The organism is Rhizobium leguminosarum bv. viciae USDA 2370, from assembly GCF_002008365.1.
Lineage (GTDB): Bacteria > Pseudomonadota > Alphaproteobacteria > Rhizobiales > Rhizobiaceae > Rhizobium > Rhizobium leguminosarum.
The window spans coordinates 1-17136 of record NZ_MRDL01000043.1; the positions used below are offsets into that span (position 1 = coordinate 1).

Below are 17136 nucleotides of genomic sequence, written 5' to 3' on the forward strand. Positions count from 1 at the left end.
GTCGAGGACTCGCTCGCCGAAAACGTCCAGCGCGTCAGTCTGCACCCGCTCGATCAGTTCCGTGCTTTCCAGACCTTGCGGGAGCAGGGGCTTGGCGAGGAGGAGATCGCCGCGCGCTTCTTCGTTTCGGTCGCGACCGTCAGGCAGCGGCTTCGTCTGGCTTCCGTCTCGCCGCGGCTTCTCGACCTCTATGCCGAGGACGAGATGACGCTGGAGCAGATCATGGCCTTCTCGATCACCAACGACCACGTCCGCCAGGAGCAGGTCTGGGACACGGTCTCCCGTTCGCATAGTCGTGAGCCCTATTACATCCGCCGGCTGCTGACCGAAACCGCGATCCGCGCCAGCGACCGCCGCGCCGTCTATGTCGGTATCGAAGCCTACGAGGCCGCAGGCGGTGTGACCATGCGCGATCTGTTCGACCAGGATCAGGGTGGCTGGCTGCAGGATCCGGCGCTGCTCGAGCAGCTCGTGATGGAAAAGCTCAAGACTGACGCCGAGGCGATCCAGGTGAGCGAAGGCTGGAAATGGGTCGAAGCGGCCTTCGATTTCCCCTACGGCCACACGTCCGGCCTGCGCCGCTTCTACGGCGAGCAGGCCGAAATGACTGAAGATGAGCTGGCACGCTATGACGCCACCCGCGCCAAATACGACAAGCTCGACGCAGAGTATTCGGAGGCAAGCGAGTACTCGGAAGCGACCGAACGGAAGCTGGAAGAGCTCGGCAGCGAACTCGACCGGCTCAACGACCGTCCGTACGTGTTCGAGCCACAGGAGGTCGCCCGAGGCGGTGTCTTCGTGTCGCTCGGCGCCAGCGGCGAGCTCAAGATCGAGCGAGGCTTCGTGCGGCCGGAGGATGAACCGAAGGCCGAGATCGATCCGACCTCTGATGTTGGCAACGGTCGTGCGGATCATGGCGGTGATCTACCAGTATCCGGCGGCGCCGGCGGTGAAGGCACCGAACCGGACGACGAGGACGAAACGATCAAGCCGCTTCCCGACCGCCTCGTTCTCGATCTCACGGCAGCCCGGACGATTGCTTTGCGCAACGCACTGGCGAACAACCCGGTCATCGCCTTTGTCGCCGTCCTGCATGCCTTTGTTCTAAAGACCTTCTACGTCTACGGTTCGGATTCATGCCTGGAGGTGACGCTGCAGAGCGCCCGCTTCAGCCAGACGCCCGGTCTCGGCGAAACGGTCTGGGCGAAGGAGATCGATCAAAGGCAGGAAGGCTGGGGGCAGGATTTGCCCAAGGATCCGAACGATCTCTGGGATTTCCTGATCAAGCTCGACGAGGTCAGCCGGCAGGCCCTGTTTGCGCATTGCGCCTCGCTTTCGGTCAACGCGGTGATCGAACCCTGGAACAAGCGGACGCGCGCCATCGCCCATGCCGATCAGCTGACCCGCTCGATCGGCTTCGACATGGTGGAAGCCGGTTGGACGCCGACCACCGACAACTATCTCGGCCGCGTCACGAAGGCGCACATCCTGCAGGCGGTTCGTGAGGCAAAGGGGAACCAGGCAGCGGAGCTGATCGGCCATCTAAACAAAGTCGACATGGCCCGCGAGGCCGAGCGGCTGATGACAGGCTGCGGCTGGTTGCCGGAACCGCTTCGCATGACGGTCGAGGAAGCCACCATCGAAAGCGATGGTGTCGAAGATGACGCGGCCGGGTCCGATGAGGGCGAGACTGTGTCCGAAGCCTCGGGCCTGCCGGCCTTCCTGCTCGATGAGCCAGGAACATCGAGCGATGACGCCAGCGATACGGAGAGTGGAATCGACGGCGAGCATCTCGCTGCCGCCGAATAGTTCACGAGCATCATCAGCCTGACCCGATCGCCGTTGCGGTCGGGTCCTTTTCCCAACAGCCCGGCCATCGCGCCGGGCTTTTCCGTTCAGGAGGCACCTATGCCCGACTTCACCATCGAGACCACCTATCACCTGCCGGTCTTCCGGCGTCGCACCTATGAAGCTGGCACGCTGGACGAGGCGTGCTGAGCTGCCATCGAAGATGACAGTTGGGATATCGCCGAGAAGGACTTCGATTCCTCGGGCGCAATTCATATCACCGGCATCTGGGACGGTGCACATGCGGCCTATGCGGGGCCGCCGCTCCAAATCCCTCCGCAGTTCGACGAACCTGTCCAGCGCCGGGCGCGTCATTTCGAGATCCTGCTCGGACTGCTGAAGATCCTGTTCGATGACGTCCGCGCGGCCCGGCCACCGTCGCTCGATTGGCTCGACCGATCTGTCTGGGCGATTGCCCGAGGAGAAGCCATTCTCGCCGGAGACCCGGATCCTGAAGGGCCGGTCGGCCCACCAAAGCCTTCCCACGTCCTGGTCAGACTTCAGGAGGATCGTGTGCGCGCCGCAATCACCGCGGTGCTCGACATAGACCCGAACTTTAAGGGTTTAACACCCGAGGCCGTGACCGACGACGAGGTCCACGTCGCGTGCCTGTCTATTGCCACCACGATGGACTTTTCCGACGTGGTCGGAAACGCCGAATTCCAGGCGGCGCTCTTGGCAATCCGGTCGGCGCACCGCCGGCTGGCTTCCGATTGACCCTCTTCCCAACATCCTTCCCAACCTCGCCCGGCTATCGCGCCGGATTTCCGCTTTTAAGGAGACAGCTTATGACCACTCTCACCTCCAACAACCCGTCCGACCGTTCCGGCTTCAAGGTCGATATTTCCCGCGGCGAACGCATCGGCCGCGTCTCGTCCGAATGGTTCTCACGTCCCGACGATGAACGGTTCCTGTCGCTGACCGAACTCTACGATACCGTTCGATCCCGAGCCGAGCGCGCCCATGCCCGAACGATCGAGAGCGCTGCGATCCGTGTCGAAGCAACGCGCGACAATGCCGGGCGGCTTGAGCTTCTCGTTCCAGGTCAGTGCCAAGCGATCGCACCGACCCACTGGAGCTACGGCCAGCTTTGCAGCCTCGTTGGCGCTCCCGCCACCTATATGCGGCAACTGCCGGCGCCGCTTGCGGCGATCAACCTGCAGCATGGCCTGCTCAACCATCGTGCCGAGCTCGTCAAGACGCTTGAGATGGATGACGGCCGGCTGGAACTGCGGGCGGTGACCGGACCGGAATACGGTCGGATCTGGGATCATGAACTGGTCTCGTCGGTCATGAAGATCGCCGGCAACGGGACCGGCGACACGATGTGGAAAGTCCCAGGTGTTCTCGACTGGGCGACGATGACCCACAATCCCTTCGTCGACATCACCAACGACACGACCACCCTTTATGCCAGTGATCGCGACGTCTTCCTGTTCCTGGTCGACGACACCCATCCGATCGAAGCCGGACGCCTGCCGAGCGGTGAGCCCGACCTCTATTTCCGCGGCTTCTACGCCTGGAATTCGGAGGTTGGTTCGAAGACGCTCGGCATCGCCTCCTTTTATCTGCGAGCGGTCTGCGCCAATCGCAATCTCTGGGGCACCGAGAATTTCGATGAGATTACCATCCGCCATTCGAAGTTCGCCGCCCAGCGCTTCGCGCATGAGGCAGCACCCGCGCTAACCAGCTTCGCCAATTCCTCGCCGGCACCATTCATCGCCGGCATCAGGGCGGCGCGGGAGCGGGTCGTCGCCCGCAAGGACGACGATCGCGAGACCTTCCTGCGTCGGCGGGGCTTCTCGAAGGGCGAGACCGGCAAAGTCATCGAGATGGTGCTGTCGGAGGAGGGGCGGCCGCCGGAGTCGGTCTTCGACTTCGTGCAGGGCATCACCGCGCTGGCGCGCACCAAGACCAATCAGGACACGCGTCTGGAACTCGAAGGCAAAGCGAAGAAGCTGCTGGAGAGTGCCTCCTGACGCGCCTCGAGACAGATCAAACTAGCCTCAACATCAACATCACCATCAGCCCGGCCCCGTGCCGGGCATTTCCGTTCATGGAGCACTGCAATGGCTATACCCGATTTCGCTCGCTTGAATTTCGATACGCTGCTGCGCGCCGCGTCCGATGGCAATCTCGCTCTCATGGAATGCCTCGATGCCGCTACACGCCAGCCGCGTTACGTGGTCTGCGCCGTCAGCCGCAGTAACGGCGAATACGCCTTCACGCCGTTTGGCCATCTTGCCGAAGGCAATCCTTACGATGCCTATCTGCCGCCCGATCCCGATGATCCGACTGGCTTCATCGCGAGCCCGGCGACCTAATCCTGTCAATAGCCGGCGGTTTAAGCCGGCGATCCCCGATCCTGCCCTGGCTGCCCGATTTCGATCCTCCGACCTTCGGCAGGACGCCGGGCTCCGCTGTTCTTTCCTCACTCTGGAGCATCCTTCGATGAATATCATCTCGCATTCTCAGACCGTTTCCACTTCGACACGACCTCATTCCCAGAACCGCGCTGGAGCACTGATGGATGCTGGCAGTCAGATCACGCCGCTTCTGGAGCAAGGTAAAGTCCTCACCACAGCTGACCTGCGGCAAATTATTACCGAGGTTTTCGGCGGCAGCGACGCCGAGGGCGTCTGGATCTGGAAGGAGGCCTATGAGGCGACCGAGATCGCCCAGGTGCTGTTCCTGCACAAATTCCGCGCGATCGTATCCGGAACCCGGTCGCCCGAAGCGACGCTAGCGATGCTGACGAAAGTGGCAAGCCTCGTGCCGACCCATACACGCCGATCCGAGGAGAGCCAGGCACTTCAGCAATTCTCGACCCCGATCCCGCTTGCCTATGTCGCATCTCGTGCTGCCGGCATCATAGCCGCTGACGTGGTGCTCGAACCGTCGGCTGGTACCGGCCTCATGGCGATTTTTGCAGAACTCGCGGGTGCACACCTGACGCTCAACGAATATGCGACTGTCCGGTGCTCGCTGCTGGAGCGGCTCTTTCCCGGTGTTTCGATCTCTCAACACGACGCCGCGTATATCGACGATTACCTCGACCGGTCCATTCGGCCGACCGTGGTGGTGATGAATCCGCCATTCTCCGCCGGCGTTCATGTCGAAGGTCGCGTGGCTGATGCCGCCTGGCGGCATCTGGCCTCCGCGTTCGCGCGGCTTGCTCCCGGTGGGCGGTTGGTCGCCATCACCGGCGCGAGCCTCTCTCCTGACAATCCCGCATGGCGCGACGCCTTTTTCCGACTGCAGGTGCCGGGCACCGTTCTGTTCAGCGCGGCGATTGGGGGCAGCATCTACGCCCGTCATGGAACGACGATGGAAACGCGCCTGATCGTGATCGACAAGATCCCGGCCGACGATCCGTCGAAGCTCGTAACGTCAAGCGGTACAGCGCACGATCTCGAAACACTGCTCACCTGGATCACCGGCCTTCCGCCCCGCGCGCCCGCGGCGGCGTCGAACTCCATCGGTGCGCTCTCCAACGGTAGCCTGCGCGCGGACACGATGCGTCCAGCAGCGGTTGCCGCCCCGGCGTATCGCCCCGCGGTCGGAGGACAGGCGCAGCCTGCAGCAACGGTCCGTCCGATACCCGTCGATGAGGAGATCATCGAACTCTCCTACGAACTGCGGGACGCTCGGCCGAAGGATGAGGCAAACGCTGCTGACGGTATCTACGAGACCTACCGGCTGCAGTCGATCCACGTTCCCGACGCAAAACCTCATCCTGACACGCTGGTCGAATCGGTTGCGATGGCCTCGGTCGCACCGCCGAAGCCGAGCTATCGCCCGCACCTGCCGAAGCGCATCGTCACCAACGGTGATCTCTCCGACGCCCAGCTCGAAAGCGTCATCTATGCCGGCGAAGCCCATTCCCGTTACCTCGCTGGCCATTGGAGCGCCGATGCCTCCTTCGACAATCTCAAGGCTGTGGCGCCCGACGCGGAGGATGCCGTTCGCTTTCGCCGGGGATGGTTTCTCGGCGATGGAACCGGGGCCGGGAAGGGCCGCCAGGCTGCCGGCATCATTCTCGACAACTGGCTCAAGGGCCGCCGTCGCCACGTCTGGATTTCCAAGTCCGACAAGCTGATCGAGGACGCGCAGCGTGACTGGAGTGCGTTGGGCCAAGAAAAGCTGCTGGTCACACCTCTGTCTCGCTTCCGGCAGAGCAAGGCGATCAAGCTGGAGGAGGGCGTCCTCTTCACGACCTTTGCGACGTTGCGCAGCGATGAGCGCGAGGGCAAGCGATCGCGGGTTCAGCAGATCGTCGACTGGCTCGGAAGTGATTTTGACGGCGTCATCGTCTTCGACGAAGGCCACGCCATGGCTAACGCTGCCGGCGGCAAGACTGAGCGCGGCGACAAAGCGGCATCGCAGCAGGGCAGGGCGGGGCTTCGCCTGCAACGTGCCCTTCCGGACGCCCGCGTCGTCTACGTCTCGGCGACCGGCGCATCGGAAGTCGAATCCCTTGCCTATGCCGAGCGCCTCGGTCTCTGGGGCAGCAGCGACTTTCCCTTCCCGACCCGCTCCGAGTTCATCGCGGCTATCGAGGATGGCGGTGTTGCGGCGATGGAGGTGCTGGCCCGCGACCTCAAGGCGATGGGCCTCTACGCCTCCCGTTCGCTCTCCTTCGAAGGCGTGGAATACGAGATCCTCGAGCACGAGCTGACCGAGGAACAGGTTCGCATCTACGACTCCTATGCCGGGGCGTTCCAGGTCATTCACAATCACCTGGACGCGGCAATGGAGGCATCCGGTATAACCGGCAAATCCGGGACGTTGAACAGACAAGCCAAGGCGGCCTCACGTTCGGCCTTCGAAAGCTCGAAGCAGCGCTTCTTCAATCATCTTCTGACCTCGATGAAGACGCCGGCTCTTCTCAAAGCGACCGCTGCAGATCTGAAAGAGGGTCACGCTGCCATCGTCCAGCTGGTTTCGACGGGAGCAGCGCTGACCGAGCGCCGGCTGGCACAGATCCCGACCGAGGAATGGGGCGATCTGCAGGTGGACGTGACGCCGCGGGAATATGTCATCGACTACCTGATGCACTCCTTCCCGGTGCAGCTCTTCGAGGAATTCTCCGACGCCGAGGGCAATCTCAGCTCGCGGCCGGTTCACGATGCGGACGGCAACCCTGTCATCTGCCGGGAGGCCGAACGCCGCCGCGACGAACTGGTCGAAACCTTGGGCAGCCTGCCGGCGATCCCGACCGCTCTCGACCAGATCGTCCAGCACTTCGGAACGAGCCAGGTGGCCGAGATCACCGGCCGCTCCCGCCGCATCGTCCGCCGTGAGGATAGCGGCTCCATCGCCCGCTATGCCGTGCAGAACCGGCCGGGCAGCGCCAACCTAGATGAGGCCCGCGCCTTCATGGATGACGAGAAAGGCATTCTCGTCTTCAGCGACGCCGGCGGGACCGGCAGATCCTATCACGCGGATCTCGCCGCCAAAAATCAGCGCCTGCGTCTTCACAACCTTCTGGAAGCAGGCTGGCGCGCCGACGTGGCGATCCAGGGCCTCGGGCGCAGTCATCGCACCAATCAGAAGCAGCCGCCCCGGTTCCGGATGATCGCCACCAACGTCAAGGCCGAACGGCGCTTCCTCTCGACCATCGCCCGGCGTCTCGACACGCTCGGCGCCATCACCCGCGGCCAGCGCCAGACCGGCGGACAGGGGATGTTCCGCAGCGAAGACAATCTCGAATCCCAATATGCCCGCGACGCGCTGCGGCAATTCTACGGACTGCTGCATGCCGGCAGGATCGAAGGCTGCTCGCTGGAAACGTTCGAAAGCATCACCGGCCTGTCGCTCACCTCGGAGGAGGGCGGATTGAAGGATGAGCTGCCACCCATCCAGACCTTCCTCAATCGCATGCTGGCGCTGACCATCGCTATGCAGAACCTGCTGTTCGAGGCCTTCGAGCAGCTGCTGGCCGCCCGCATCGAGGGGGCTATTGCCGCCGGCATCTATGACAAGGGCCTGGAGACGATCACCGCAGACAGCATGACGGTCACCGACCGCCGGCTGATCTACACGCATCCGGTCACCGGCGCGCGGTCGCATCTCTTGACCATCGAGCGCAGGGATCGCAATGCGCCGATGCAGCTCGAGGACGTTCAGACGCTTGTGAGCCAGGATCCGCGCGCGAAGCTGATGATCAACGGCAAGTCGGGCCGGGCAGCCGTGATGGTCCCGACCCGCTCCATCATGCTGGAAGACGGCTCCATTCAGCCGCGCGTCTCGCTGATCCGGCCGACGGATGAGCTCCGCTTCGAAGTCCGGCAGCTCGAAGAGACCAGCTGGCAGGAAATAGACGAGCAGGCTTTCGCAAATGCCTGGGATGCCGAGGTTGCCGCCGTGCCCGAATTCTCGACGTCCACGGTGCACATCGTCAGCGGATTGCTGCTGCCGATCTGGAAACTGCTGCCACAGGATTTCTGCCGGGTGCGGCGTCTGCAGACCGATGACGGCGAGCGGATCGTCGGCCGCGTCATTGCGCCGGATCGGCTCGCCGGCCTTTGCCGCAACTTCGGGATCGATCAGACGCAAGTGCTGGCCGGCGACCAAGCCTGGACGGCGCTGGTCGACGGATCCTCGATCGTCGGCCTTGCCGGTGACATGGCCCTCCGCCGCGTGCGGGTGATGAACGAGTTCCGCGTCGAATTGACGGGCTTTACCGACGGTATGCGCGACTGGCTGCGGTCGATCGGCCTCTTCTCCGAGATGATCAATTGGAAGCTGCGCTTCTTCGTGCCGGTGACCGATGAGGGCGCGGAGATCCTGTCGAAGCTGATGCAGCGTCATCGCCTCGTCGATGTCGCGCGCCGGTCGTGAGGGAGGTCTGCCATGCTTTCCGCGTCGGATCTGGCGGGCCGTCTCGCGCAAGACGCCGAGGCGGTCTGCCGTCATTACCTCTCCGCCGGCCGCCGCGCCGGCAACTACTGGCTCGTCGGCGACGTCGCCAACAACAAGGGCCGGTCGCTCTATGTGCATCTGATCGGCCCGCGTGCTGGCCGGTGGACGGATGCGGCGACCGGTCAGTTTGGTGACCTGCTCGATCTCGTCCGCGAGACCTGTGGCCTCGTCGATTTCCGGGACGTTGCCGAGGAGGCGCGCCAGTTCCTCAGCCTGCCTCGGCCTGAGCCGGGGTCGTCGCGCAGCACGGACGCCCATAATTCTGCGGCAGTCGAGCGGCCCACGTCTGAGCGGGCCCGGCGTCTGTTTCGGATGACCCTGCCGCTTACAGGCACGCCTGCCGACGCCTATCTGCGTGAGCGCGGCATTTTGCGGGCATCGACCCATGCGCCGCTCCGTTTCCATCCGTCCTGCTACCATCGCGATCTCGTCACCGGCCGGGCGAGCAGCTATCCGGCTCTGATTGCCGCCGTGACCGACGCTGCCGGCGCGATTACCGGAGTGCATCGCAGCTGGCTCGATCCCGATGGCGTCGGCAAGGCCAAGGTGGACAATCCCCGCCGCGGACTCGGCAGGCTGCTCGGTAATGGCGTACGTTTCCGCTTTCCCGTCACCGATCCTGTACCAGTCCTGGCGGCGGGCGAGGGCCTCGAAACCATGCTCTCGCTCTCGCACGTGATGCCCGGCATGCCGATGGTCGCGGCCCTGACGGCCAATCACCTCGCGGCCTTCAACTTCCCGCCCGGATGCCGGCGCCTCTACATCGCCGCCGACGCGGATGCGGCCGGCCGTCATGGGATCGAGGGATTGAGCCGCAGGGCACAGGAACGCGGGATCCTGCCGCTGGTGCTGTCGCCGGAGCTCGGCGACTTCAACGAGGATCTTCGCTGGCTGGGTCCCGACCGGCTGACGGCAAGCCTCAGAGCTCAACTCATTCCCGAAGACACGATGGCCTTCCTGCCCGCCTGAAGCCGGGCGCAAAGGGTGGGGGAGGGGCTAGCGGCAGCACTGGCGAAGGGCGGTCCATTCGTCTCATTCCGAATGGGCGCGCCCGCGGGCCTGCCGAGAGGCGACCCTTACCACGCGGGGCTCCGGCCTTCAGCGGGTCAGTCGGGTTTCTTCCCCTTCCGGTCCGCAGGCGCGGCCCGTCATTCCTCGCGGATCAAGAAACCCTCCCTCCGCCGCCCGGCGCTTCGCTGGGCCGCTGCGCTTCGCTTGCGGTTCCGGCCTCGGCCCGCGTGACCGGGTTCGCCGTCAGGCCGCGAGAGGCGCGGCCCACGAAACGGAGACCACCATGGACCTGATCCTTCACCCCGACGACGGCTTCGAGTCCCATCACGCTCCCTCTCCGACCGACCGCTTCATCTACGAGATGCAGGTCTTCGGCTATCGCCCGTTCCAGGACGAGCCCGACCCGCGGCCATTGCCGGAAGAGCCGCAAGTCCAGTCATCGATCACCGTGATCTTCGACGCCTTCGCCGAAATGCTCGGCGACACCCGGCTGGAGCCCGATCTCGAAGACCTGTTCTGGTCGATCCCCAATCTCTTCCATCGCGCCGGCGAGCGCATCCAGCGCGAGCTCGACCGCAACGAGGAGGCGCAGCGTACCGGACAGCGCGAACAGGACGGCTCGGAGGTGAAGAGCGTCGAGCTCGAGCGTCTGATCGCCGAGGGCATCACGCTGTTGGAACGCCGCAATGCCTTCGAGTTCATGCGCGACTTTTCCGCCGATCTGTTCGAGGCGCAAACCGGGTCCGCCTGGCGGCCGCGCACCGGCTCCAAGGTCAGCCACGCAAACATGACGGCGGCGATGATCGATAGCCGCGACTTTCTCTCCGCTCGGCGGCGCGCCGAGACCGAAGTGCTGATCCCGGCCGGCACGAAGATCGCTTTCGCCGGTGGCATGGACTATAACGACCACGACCGGATCTGGGCCAAGCTTGATCAGGCGCATGCCAAGCATCCTGATATGGTGGTGCTGCACGGTGGCTCGCCGAAGGGTGCAGAACGTATCGCCGCCTGCTGGGCTGAAGCCCGCAAGGTGACGCAGATCACCTTCAAGCCGAATTGGACGAAACACGCCAAGGCCGCACCGTTTCGGCGCAATGACGATATGCTGTCGGTCATGCCCGCCGGATTGATCGTCTTTCCCGGAAACGGCATCACAGGCAATCTCGCCGACAAGGCACGCCGGCTCGGCATTCCGGTCTGGCAGGCATCAGGAGACGGCGCGTGAGCGCCGTCTTCCGGATACATGGAAAAGATGGAAAACATGGAAAAATTGGATTATATGGGAATCGAAGTGGAGATCTTTGCGATGAAGCAGTTCACGACAGGCGACCTCAACAAGCAGATCGGCGACGTTACCGATGCGGCAAGCCGCGAGCCGGTTGTTCTGACTCGCCACAAGAAGCCTCGCTTCGTGCTGATGAGCTACGATCACTATGAGCGCATGCGCACCGGTGGCGACCCCCGCCGCGCCTTTCATATCTCGGAAATGCCCGCCGAGCATGCAGAACTGTTCGACGAGGCGCTCGATAAGTTGGCGCGCGGCGAAGGCTACGACGATGAGCCGTGAATTCCGCCCCGGCGAGGTCATCTCCTATCCCTACCTCTGGGCCTGGCAGCAGCAGCGCGGTGAGACCGAAGGCCGCAAGCAGCGTCCCGTCTGCGTCGTCATCGCCATCCGCAATGCCGCCGATGGAAATACCCATTTGGCGCTTCTCGCCATCACCACCCAACCGCCGCAAACGGGTCGCGCCTCATTGGAGATCCCGGACATCGAGCGCAAGCGCGCGGGCTTAAGCGATCTGAAGCAGTGCTGGATCATGGTCGACGAATACAACTACGATATCGTCGAGCGCTCCTGGTACATCGAGTCCGGTCAGGACATCCTCGGCCGCTTCAGCAAGTCCTTCATGGTGAAGATCGCCAGACTGTTTGCCGAGGCGCGCGGTCGAACCGGCCGGGTCAACCGCCTCGACCGAGACTTGCCGCATCCCCGCCGCCCTCCGAAGCGACATCCCTTGAAATCACGTCTGTCACGCAGTCCGGCTCCGCAGAACTGCAGTTGCGTCAGGAGAGGCGGACAATTCGCGTGCCACGCCACCGAAGCCGTCTTTGATGACGAGGATGGATCAGAACGGTGCCGATCTATCGCGTCGCGTCTGCCTGGTTGACGGCCAGTCCGTTGACCCGAACACCACCGACGCATGCCACGCGCGCGGTGTACTCGGCGGGGCCATAACCGGCAGCCAAGGCGAGGTCTCCTGCTGACGTCGCAATCAAGGACCATTCCCGTTCTTTATGTCGCCTTTCTAAGGGACCGGCCGCGATCAGCGTCAACCCGCAAGGGGTTCCCCTTCGCTACGCTCCGGTGACGCCTGCGGCAGGCCCCTTCTTCGGGCGCCATCGGGAATGGTCCCGATGCAACGAAGGAGACAATTCCATGGCTACCACGATCGCAACCCTCACCGAAAAGACCGACGGCACTCTCGAAGGCGTCTTCGCCACCATCCGGGTCAACGCCCCAATCGCCCTCGTCCCGAACGCCAGCAAGGCGAGCGAAGAAGCCCCGGACTACCGCATCATCCACCGCAAGACCGGCTTTGAGATCGGCGCGGCCTGGAACCGCATCTCCCGCCAGACCGGCGAGGAATACATCTCTACGAAGCTCGAAGCGCCCGAGATCGGCGTGATCTTCGGCAACGTCGCCCCGGCGCCCGGCGGCGAGCCCGGCAAGAAGGTCATCCTCTGGAACAGCCCTGCCTGAACCGGACCGCCGGCCCCGAAATCGGGGCCGGCCTCCCCCATTCCAAAGGAGGCCGCCATGAGCCGCTACACAATTACCGTCATCAGGACCGCATCCCGCCACTCCGACCCGGATGCCATTATCGGCTACGACCGCCCGCTTCAGACGTTCTTCCTCCAGGCATTTCCGGACGCAGGTGGCGAGAATCTCGGACTCTGGCTTGGCACTGACTTAAGGGAGTTCGAAACACTGTCGCAACTGCGGTCCGCAGCAATCGCACGCGGTTTCGACTTCATACCCTTGGCATCCGGCATTCTTCACAAGCTGCTGGACGACCATGCCCGGGAAGCGCATCACGCGGTCAGCGACACGATCATCCAGGATCTTCTTGAGCGGACATCCGCCCGCTGACGCAAACCCCGAACGAAAATAGCCCGGTACGGCGCCGGGCTATTTTTTGCTTGCTGACAAGATTACTTGTTCAGTGCATCCTTCAATGCCTTGGCCGGCGTAAAGGCCAGCTTTTTGGCCGCGGCAACCTTGATCGTCGCGCCGGTCGACGGGTTGCGAGCCTCGCGCTCGGGTGTCGCCTTCACCTTGAACTTGCCGAAACCGGGCAGCGACGTCTCGTTGCCGGCCACCGCGGCTTCGGTGATGGACGCGATCACCGCTTCGACGATCGCCTTTCCCTGGGCCTTGGTGAGGCTGTGTTCGCCGGCGATCTTGTCGGCGATTTCATTGGTTGTGGTCATTTTCTTCTCCGCATCGTTTCAGATGCAGAATCCCTGCCATTGCCGACCGGAGCTGTCATCGACATGCTGCGGCAAATGGGGCGGAAAGCCCAGGATCTCCACAGTTATTCACGTGATCACGTATCAGTAACCCGCCGACGGGCATCGAGCCCGTCCTCGGATTCGGGCGCGATACGGAGAGGAAATGTCTGCTCAGTCCATCCGAGGGTGTCATGGGTGCATGACGGCCTCAAGGACGAGCGGTGCCCCCAATTTTGCCTCCGCTCCGGTTCCCTGCACTCCGACAAAATCGGCACCCCCACTCGCCGCCGCTGGCGGTCGCGTTCCGCGATCCCTGACCCCGCCACGCACCCATGACCGCGCACGTCGTCTTTCACAAACGTCAAGGAGACGACGACGATGCTTCTGGAACAACACATTGAAGAGCTTCGCCTCGAACTGCGCGAAGCAATCGACCCGGTGGAGCGCCGCGAGATTGAAAACGAACTGGAGCTGGCGCGCGCCGAACTGGCGGTGATCACCGCAGAGCAGGAAGGCGCAATCGACACCGAGCCACCCTTCTGAGGGTGGCTTTCGCCATGTCGCCTGGCCTGACGCGCCGGATCGACCGGCGCTTCAGGCCAGCTTCGCTCGCCACCGGCAGGTGTCAGAACCTGCGGAGGTTCTTGTGGGAAGGGCGGAAGCGGTGGGATACCCCCACTCCTGTTTCGCTCCCATGCCATCGACATCAGGATGGCATCCGCCTCCGCGGCACTCCCTTCGCTATCGATCACCCGATGCATCTTCCCGGATATGCGGTTTCGGCCCGTATCCGCGAGACCGCCTCTTTCGCAAAAGCTGAAGGAACAGCCTGACCGCCTCTTCCTCCCGCGCGAAATGATGCTCCCGCCTTTGACCTCTTGCGCCGATACGACCCCATCGACGGATGAGACAGGCCTCGCCGAACAGGTTGGGCTCGATCGACATGGCATAGTAGCGGGCCATGTTTTTCTTGGCGTCGATGCGTTCGACATAGAGCTGGTAGCGTTGCGCGATCATGACACGGAGAATCGGGCAGGGCCGACTCGGCGTCCAACGACATGTTTGAATCGGTCGGCCTCTATTGATTCATGGCGGTGATGGGTTGTCGGAAGGGGCAGCATGATCCGGGCGAGCCGCCTGCGGCGGACGGTGCTATTCGCTGGCGCTCACGGAGCCCGTAAGCGGTCTCCGCCCATTTGGGTGACGCCCCTCTCGCGGCTGCCGCATCCTCAGTGCGATTATCTGCACGAGCAGCCAGACGAAAAGGTTGCAGGGCCGGCTGCGCTCGGCAAACGGTCACGTCGCCTGTCGGCGACGTGGTCTATCTCTCTCTGACTTCCTATTGTCGCATTCGCCCCGGCGGCCTCAAGGACGTCGCGGCCCCTCCAATTTTTTCCGCTGCGCCGCTGACGCGACACAACGAAAAAATCGGTTCCTCCGCTCGCCGCCGCTGGCGGTCGCTATCGCGATCCTTGACCCCTTGGGTCGCCAATGCGGGCACCTTTTCGTCAGAACGAAAAGGAGGCTTCTTATGTCTGATTTCAACTTTCTCATGCTTCATGCCAAACTCGCCGGCTTCAAGCTTCTGGTGAGCGCGAACCGTATCGGCTGCGAGGATGAATTCTCAAAGATGCTCCACGACCGGCTGATGGCCGGCCTTGATGGGGCGATCCGCTCGACGCGCCACATCATGGACCTGCAACGCGAGTTGGTCATCGGGGACGATTTGGAGGGGACGATATCGTGCCAACTCCAAGGCGAGGAGGAAGTCCTCGCCCGCCGCACGTTTGTGCTCCTCGATGAGCTAGAGATCGATTACTTCACCTATGAGTATCGGGTCAACGGCGGTGAATGGCACAACGCCTTGTCGGCAGACTGCGACGGCATCGAGATCAGCTATCCGACGACCGTCTCGGTGAGCGACACGGAGATCGGCCCCCTCGCTACGATCATCCACGATATTGCGCGGGAAACAGGTATTGCCATCAGCGTTGCGCGCGTCGTTTACGCTTGAGCTGATGGGACGAGAGGCCGTTCCGCCTCTCGTCTTTCCCATTGGCTTGACCGCTTGCAGGCATCGAGCCAGCGCGCGTTCCTGAGGGGAGAGACTTGCCGCCTCTCCCCTCAAACACCCCTCTCCCTGTGGTGCGGGATGACACCCGCCCGGCCTTTCGGGCCGGTTGGCGGACGCTGCCGCGACTTTCCCAAACAAGACGGAGAGGATGAACTCCTTGCGCTGCGCCCGCATTCTTCGGTCATCCGCTCCAGGTGTTCATCCTCTCCTGCAGTGCGCTCGCCGTCTCATCGTTCGCATGTCGTCGATGCCCGTTCCCTCCGGTCCTCTCGACTCCTCACGACGACAGCTCGCTTCAGCATCTCCCATCAAATCGGCCTGGGCACCGTGCTGTTCCTCCGGCGCGGATCACAGGCTTGCCCCTGTGAGCGCTATTGCTTTGTCTCACGACTCGCAACAGCATCAGCGCCTCGGGCACGGTGTCCAGGCCGATTTGATGGGAGATGGCAGGATAGGCTATCGGTATACCGTTAGCCGTTTTCGCCCGAGGGACGATGGCCGAGAGGCGTGATCAGTGCCGGAATCTGTCGCCGCTTATTCGCAGGGGTAGGGGTCTGCCGGGGACATGGATTTGGGCTTGGTAGAGATCGTTCGGCGGCAGAAAGAGGCACCTTCTCACGGCGGCACATTAGATCGCTGGTCTGTGAATCGGCGAGCGGGCAATTCCCCCGCTTCGCCAATCAGGCGTTCTCGCGTTTCGGCGGTTGGGCTGGTCGGTGGATCAGCGAATAGGTTCGTCAGCGATTGTGCGGCTCGGAGAATAGGTGAGGGGGTGCTTCGCCAACTGCGCGCATCGGCAAACCGGCGATCGCGCTTATTGCTCATAGACGATTTCAGCGAATAGGTGGTTGAGCCAATTAGCTTTTTGCGGATTGGGAGTATGAACCGATAGGTAGCTTCGCGAACCGACGGTTCGGCGATTGCGCGGATGAGCGATCTTGCGAATGAACGTCGAGGCTGCTTTTAGCGGGGAGGCTTTTACCTGCCAATTGCCAAGGTAAGCCGCCAGTTCCTCGGGCGTTGGGTACCGACTGCTTGAGAAATTCCAGGAACGCTGCCACGCGAGCGCTGAGCAGATGTCGCGACGGATTTAGCGCCGATAATGCGATCGCAGATCATCAGCAGGTGCAGGTTCAAGACGTCGTTTGTGCGTGGCCGCGGGTGAGGCAAACGACCTTGCGGCGAGCCTCGGTCTTCAACACGAGCCTTTTAGATGGTATGCCGCCCGATCAGCAGAGTCCCTATCCGAGCGATGGAGGTTGATGATCCGAGCGGCATCTTTGGAGCTTATTCCGTGCTTCTTCGCGAAATAATCGACGTCATATGGATCGGAAATCTTCTTGCGTGCGTCCTGCTCGATTTGCTGACGTCGCTGCATAGAATTCTCCTCTTAACTGAGGGAAGGGTTCATGCAACGATGGCTGCTTCGTGGTTGTTTGACGATAGTGAATGGTGTTCAGCAATCGTCTTGGAGGCAGTTCTTCGCTGGCTGTTGCAGCGAAGACTCTGCCGCGTCAGCGGGAGGGACCGCTTCGTCGGGTTTTGGTGCTTCCATTTGATGTGGGCGGCGCCCCTTGCTCGGTATAACCCTCATGCGTCGGAAGTTGCGGCAGGTCGTCTCCGCAGCATTTGAAGCCCTCAGGCGGCCGCATCTGGTTGATAAAATATTATACTGGAGTATAAGTACGGCTCGCGGCGCGAGGAGTAAGGTCAAGGGAGATCAGAACACCACTGCGCGGCCTCTACGCTGTTAACAACCGGGTCTG

Annotated in this window: 14 protein-coding genes and 2 pseudogenes; 13 read left to right on the forward strand and 3 right to left on the reverse strand. The window is 62.7% G+C overall.

The window, feature by feature from the left end; genetic code table 11:
* The 11 genes and pseudogenes from BS629_RS21435 to BS629_RS21490 all read left to right on the forward strand — a co-directional run.
* Window positions 1-1809 (forward strand): ParB/RepB/Spo0J family partition protein (locus BS629_RS21435; RefSeq protein ID WP_077988449.1); only part of this gene is annotated, 1809 nt, incomplete at its 5' end.
* Window positions 1810-1908: 99 nt separating this feature from the next.
* A pseudogene (locus BS629_RS21440) lies at window positions 1909-2565 on the forward strand (hypothetical protein).
* Between the two features lie 71 nt (window positions 2566-2636).
* Window positions 2637-3827 (forward strand): DUF932 domain-containing protein, encoded by a 1191-nt coding sequence (locus tag BS629_RS21445; RefSeq protein WP_077988450.1) that lies wholly within the window; start codon window positions 2637-2639, stop codon window positions 3825-3827.
* A gap of 90 nt (window positions 3828-3917) precedes the next feature.
* On the forward strand, window positions 3918-4172 hold the full coding sequence (locus tag BS629_RS21450) for a DUF6117 family protein (RefSeq protein WP_077988451.1): 255 nt from the start codon (window positions 3918-3920) through the stop codon (window positions 4170-4172).
* A 127-nt stretch (window positions 4173-4299) separates the two neighbouring features.
* Window positions 4300-8691: a bifunctional class I SAM-dependent methyltransferase/DEAD/DEAH box helicase gene (locus tag BS629_RS21455; protein WP_077988452.1), complete on the forward strand. Its 4392-nt coding sequence runs from the start codon at window positions 4300-4302 to the stop codon at window positions 8689-8691.
* A 12-nt stretch (window positions 8692-8703) separates the two neighbouring features.
* On the forward strand, window positions 8704-9741 hold the full coding sequence (locus BS629_RS21460) for a DUF7146 domain-containing protein (protein WP_017958519.1): 1038 nt from the start codon (window positions 8704-8706) through the stop codon (window positions 9739-9741).
* Between the two features lie 325 nt (window positions 9742-10066).
* Complete coding sequence (locus tag BS629_RS21470) at window positions 10067-11008, forward strand: DUF2493 domain-containing protein (protein ID WP_077988453.1); 942 nt, start codon at window positions 10067-10069, stop codon at window positions 11006-11008.
* Window positions 11009-11089: 81 nt separating this feature from the next.
* Entirely contained in the window at window positions 11090-11350 is a 261-nt protein-coding gene (locus BS629_RS21475; protein ID WP_077988487.1) for a type II toxin-antitoxin system Phd/YefM family antitoxin, read from the forward strand.
* A pseudogene (locus tag BS629_RS21480) lies at window positions 11340-11756 on the forward strand (hypothetical protein); the annotation flags it as partial. The gene BS629_RS21475 and the pseudogene BS629_RS21480, both read left to right, overlap by 11 nt.
* 464 nt (window positions 11757-12220) lie before the next feature.
* On the forward strand, window positions 12221-12544 hold the full coding sequence (locus BS629_RS21485; RefSeq protein ID WP_025398107.1) for a DUF736 domain-containing protein: 324 nt from the start codon (window positions 12221-12223) through the stop codon (window positions 12542-12544).
* A 57-nt stretch (window positions 12545-12601) separates the two neighbouring features.
* The gene (locus tag BS629_RS21490) at window positions 12602-12934 is read left to right on the forward strand and encodes a hypothetical protein (protein ID WP_077988454.1); all 333 of its coding nucleotides are present in this window, start codon (window positions 12602-12604) and stop codon (window positions 12932-12934) included.
* 62 nt (window positions 12935-12996) lie between these two features.
* On the opposite strand, the gene BS629_RS21495 is transcribed toward BS629_RS21490, so the two are convergent.
* Entirely contained in the window at window positions 12997-13275 is a 279-nt protein-coding gene (locus tag BS629_RS21495; protein ID WP_011654510.1) for an HU family DNA-binding protein, read from the reverse strand.
* Between the two features lie 399 nt (window positions 13276-13674).
* Here BS629_RS21495 and BS629_RS39290 point away from each other — a divergent pair, with 399 nt between their 5' ends.
* The gene (locus BS629_RS39290; protein ID WP_165419125.1) at window positions 13675-13839 is read left to right on the forward strand and encodes a hypothetical protein; all 165 of its coding nucleotides are present in this window, start codon (window positions 13675-13677) and stop codon (window positions 13837-13839) included.
* A gap of 198 nt (window positions 13840-14037) precedes the next feature.
* On the opposite strand, the gene BS629_RS21500 is transcribed toward BS629_RS39290, so the two are convergent.
* Window positions 14038-14313 (reverse strand): WGR domain-containing protein, encoded by a 276-nt coding sequence (locus tag BS629_RS21500; protein WP_077988455.1) that lies wholly within the window; start codon window positions 14311-14313, stop codon window positions 14038-14040.
* 514 nt (window positions 14314-14827) lie between these two features.
* On the opposite strand from BS629_RS21500, the gene BS629_RS21505 reads away from it, so the two are divergent.
* Window positions 14828-15310 carry a hypothetical protein gene (locus BS629_RS21505; protein ID WP_017958527.1) on the forward strand — a complete coding sequence of 161 codons (483 nt, stop codon included), beginning with the start codon at window positions 14828-14830 and terminating at the stop codon, window positions 15308-15310.
* Window positions 15311-16565: 1255 nt separating this feature from the next.
* Here the strand turns inward: BS629_RS21505 and BS629_RS39885 are convergent.
* Complete coding sequence (locus BS629_RS39885; protein ID WP_077988457.1) at window positions 16566-16748, reverse strand: hypothetical protein; 183 nt, start codon at window positions 16746-16748, stop codon at window positions 16566-16568.
* Window positions 16749-17136 lie beyond the last annotated feature (388 nt).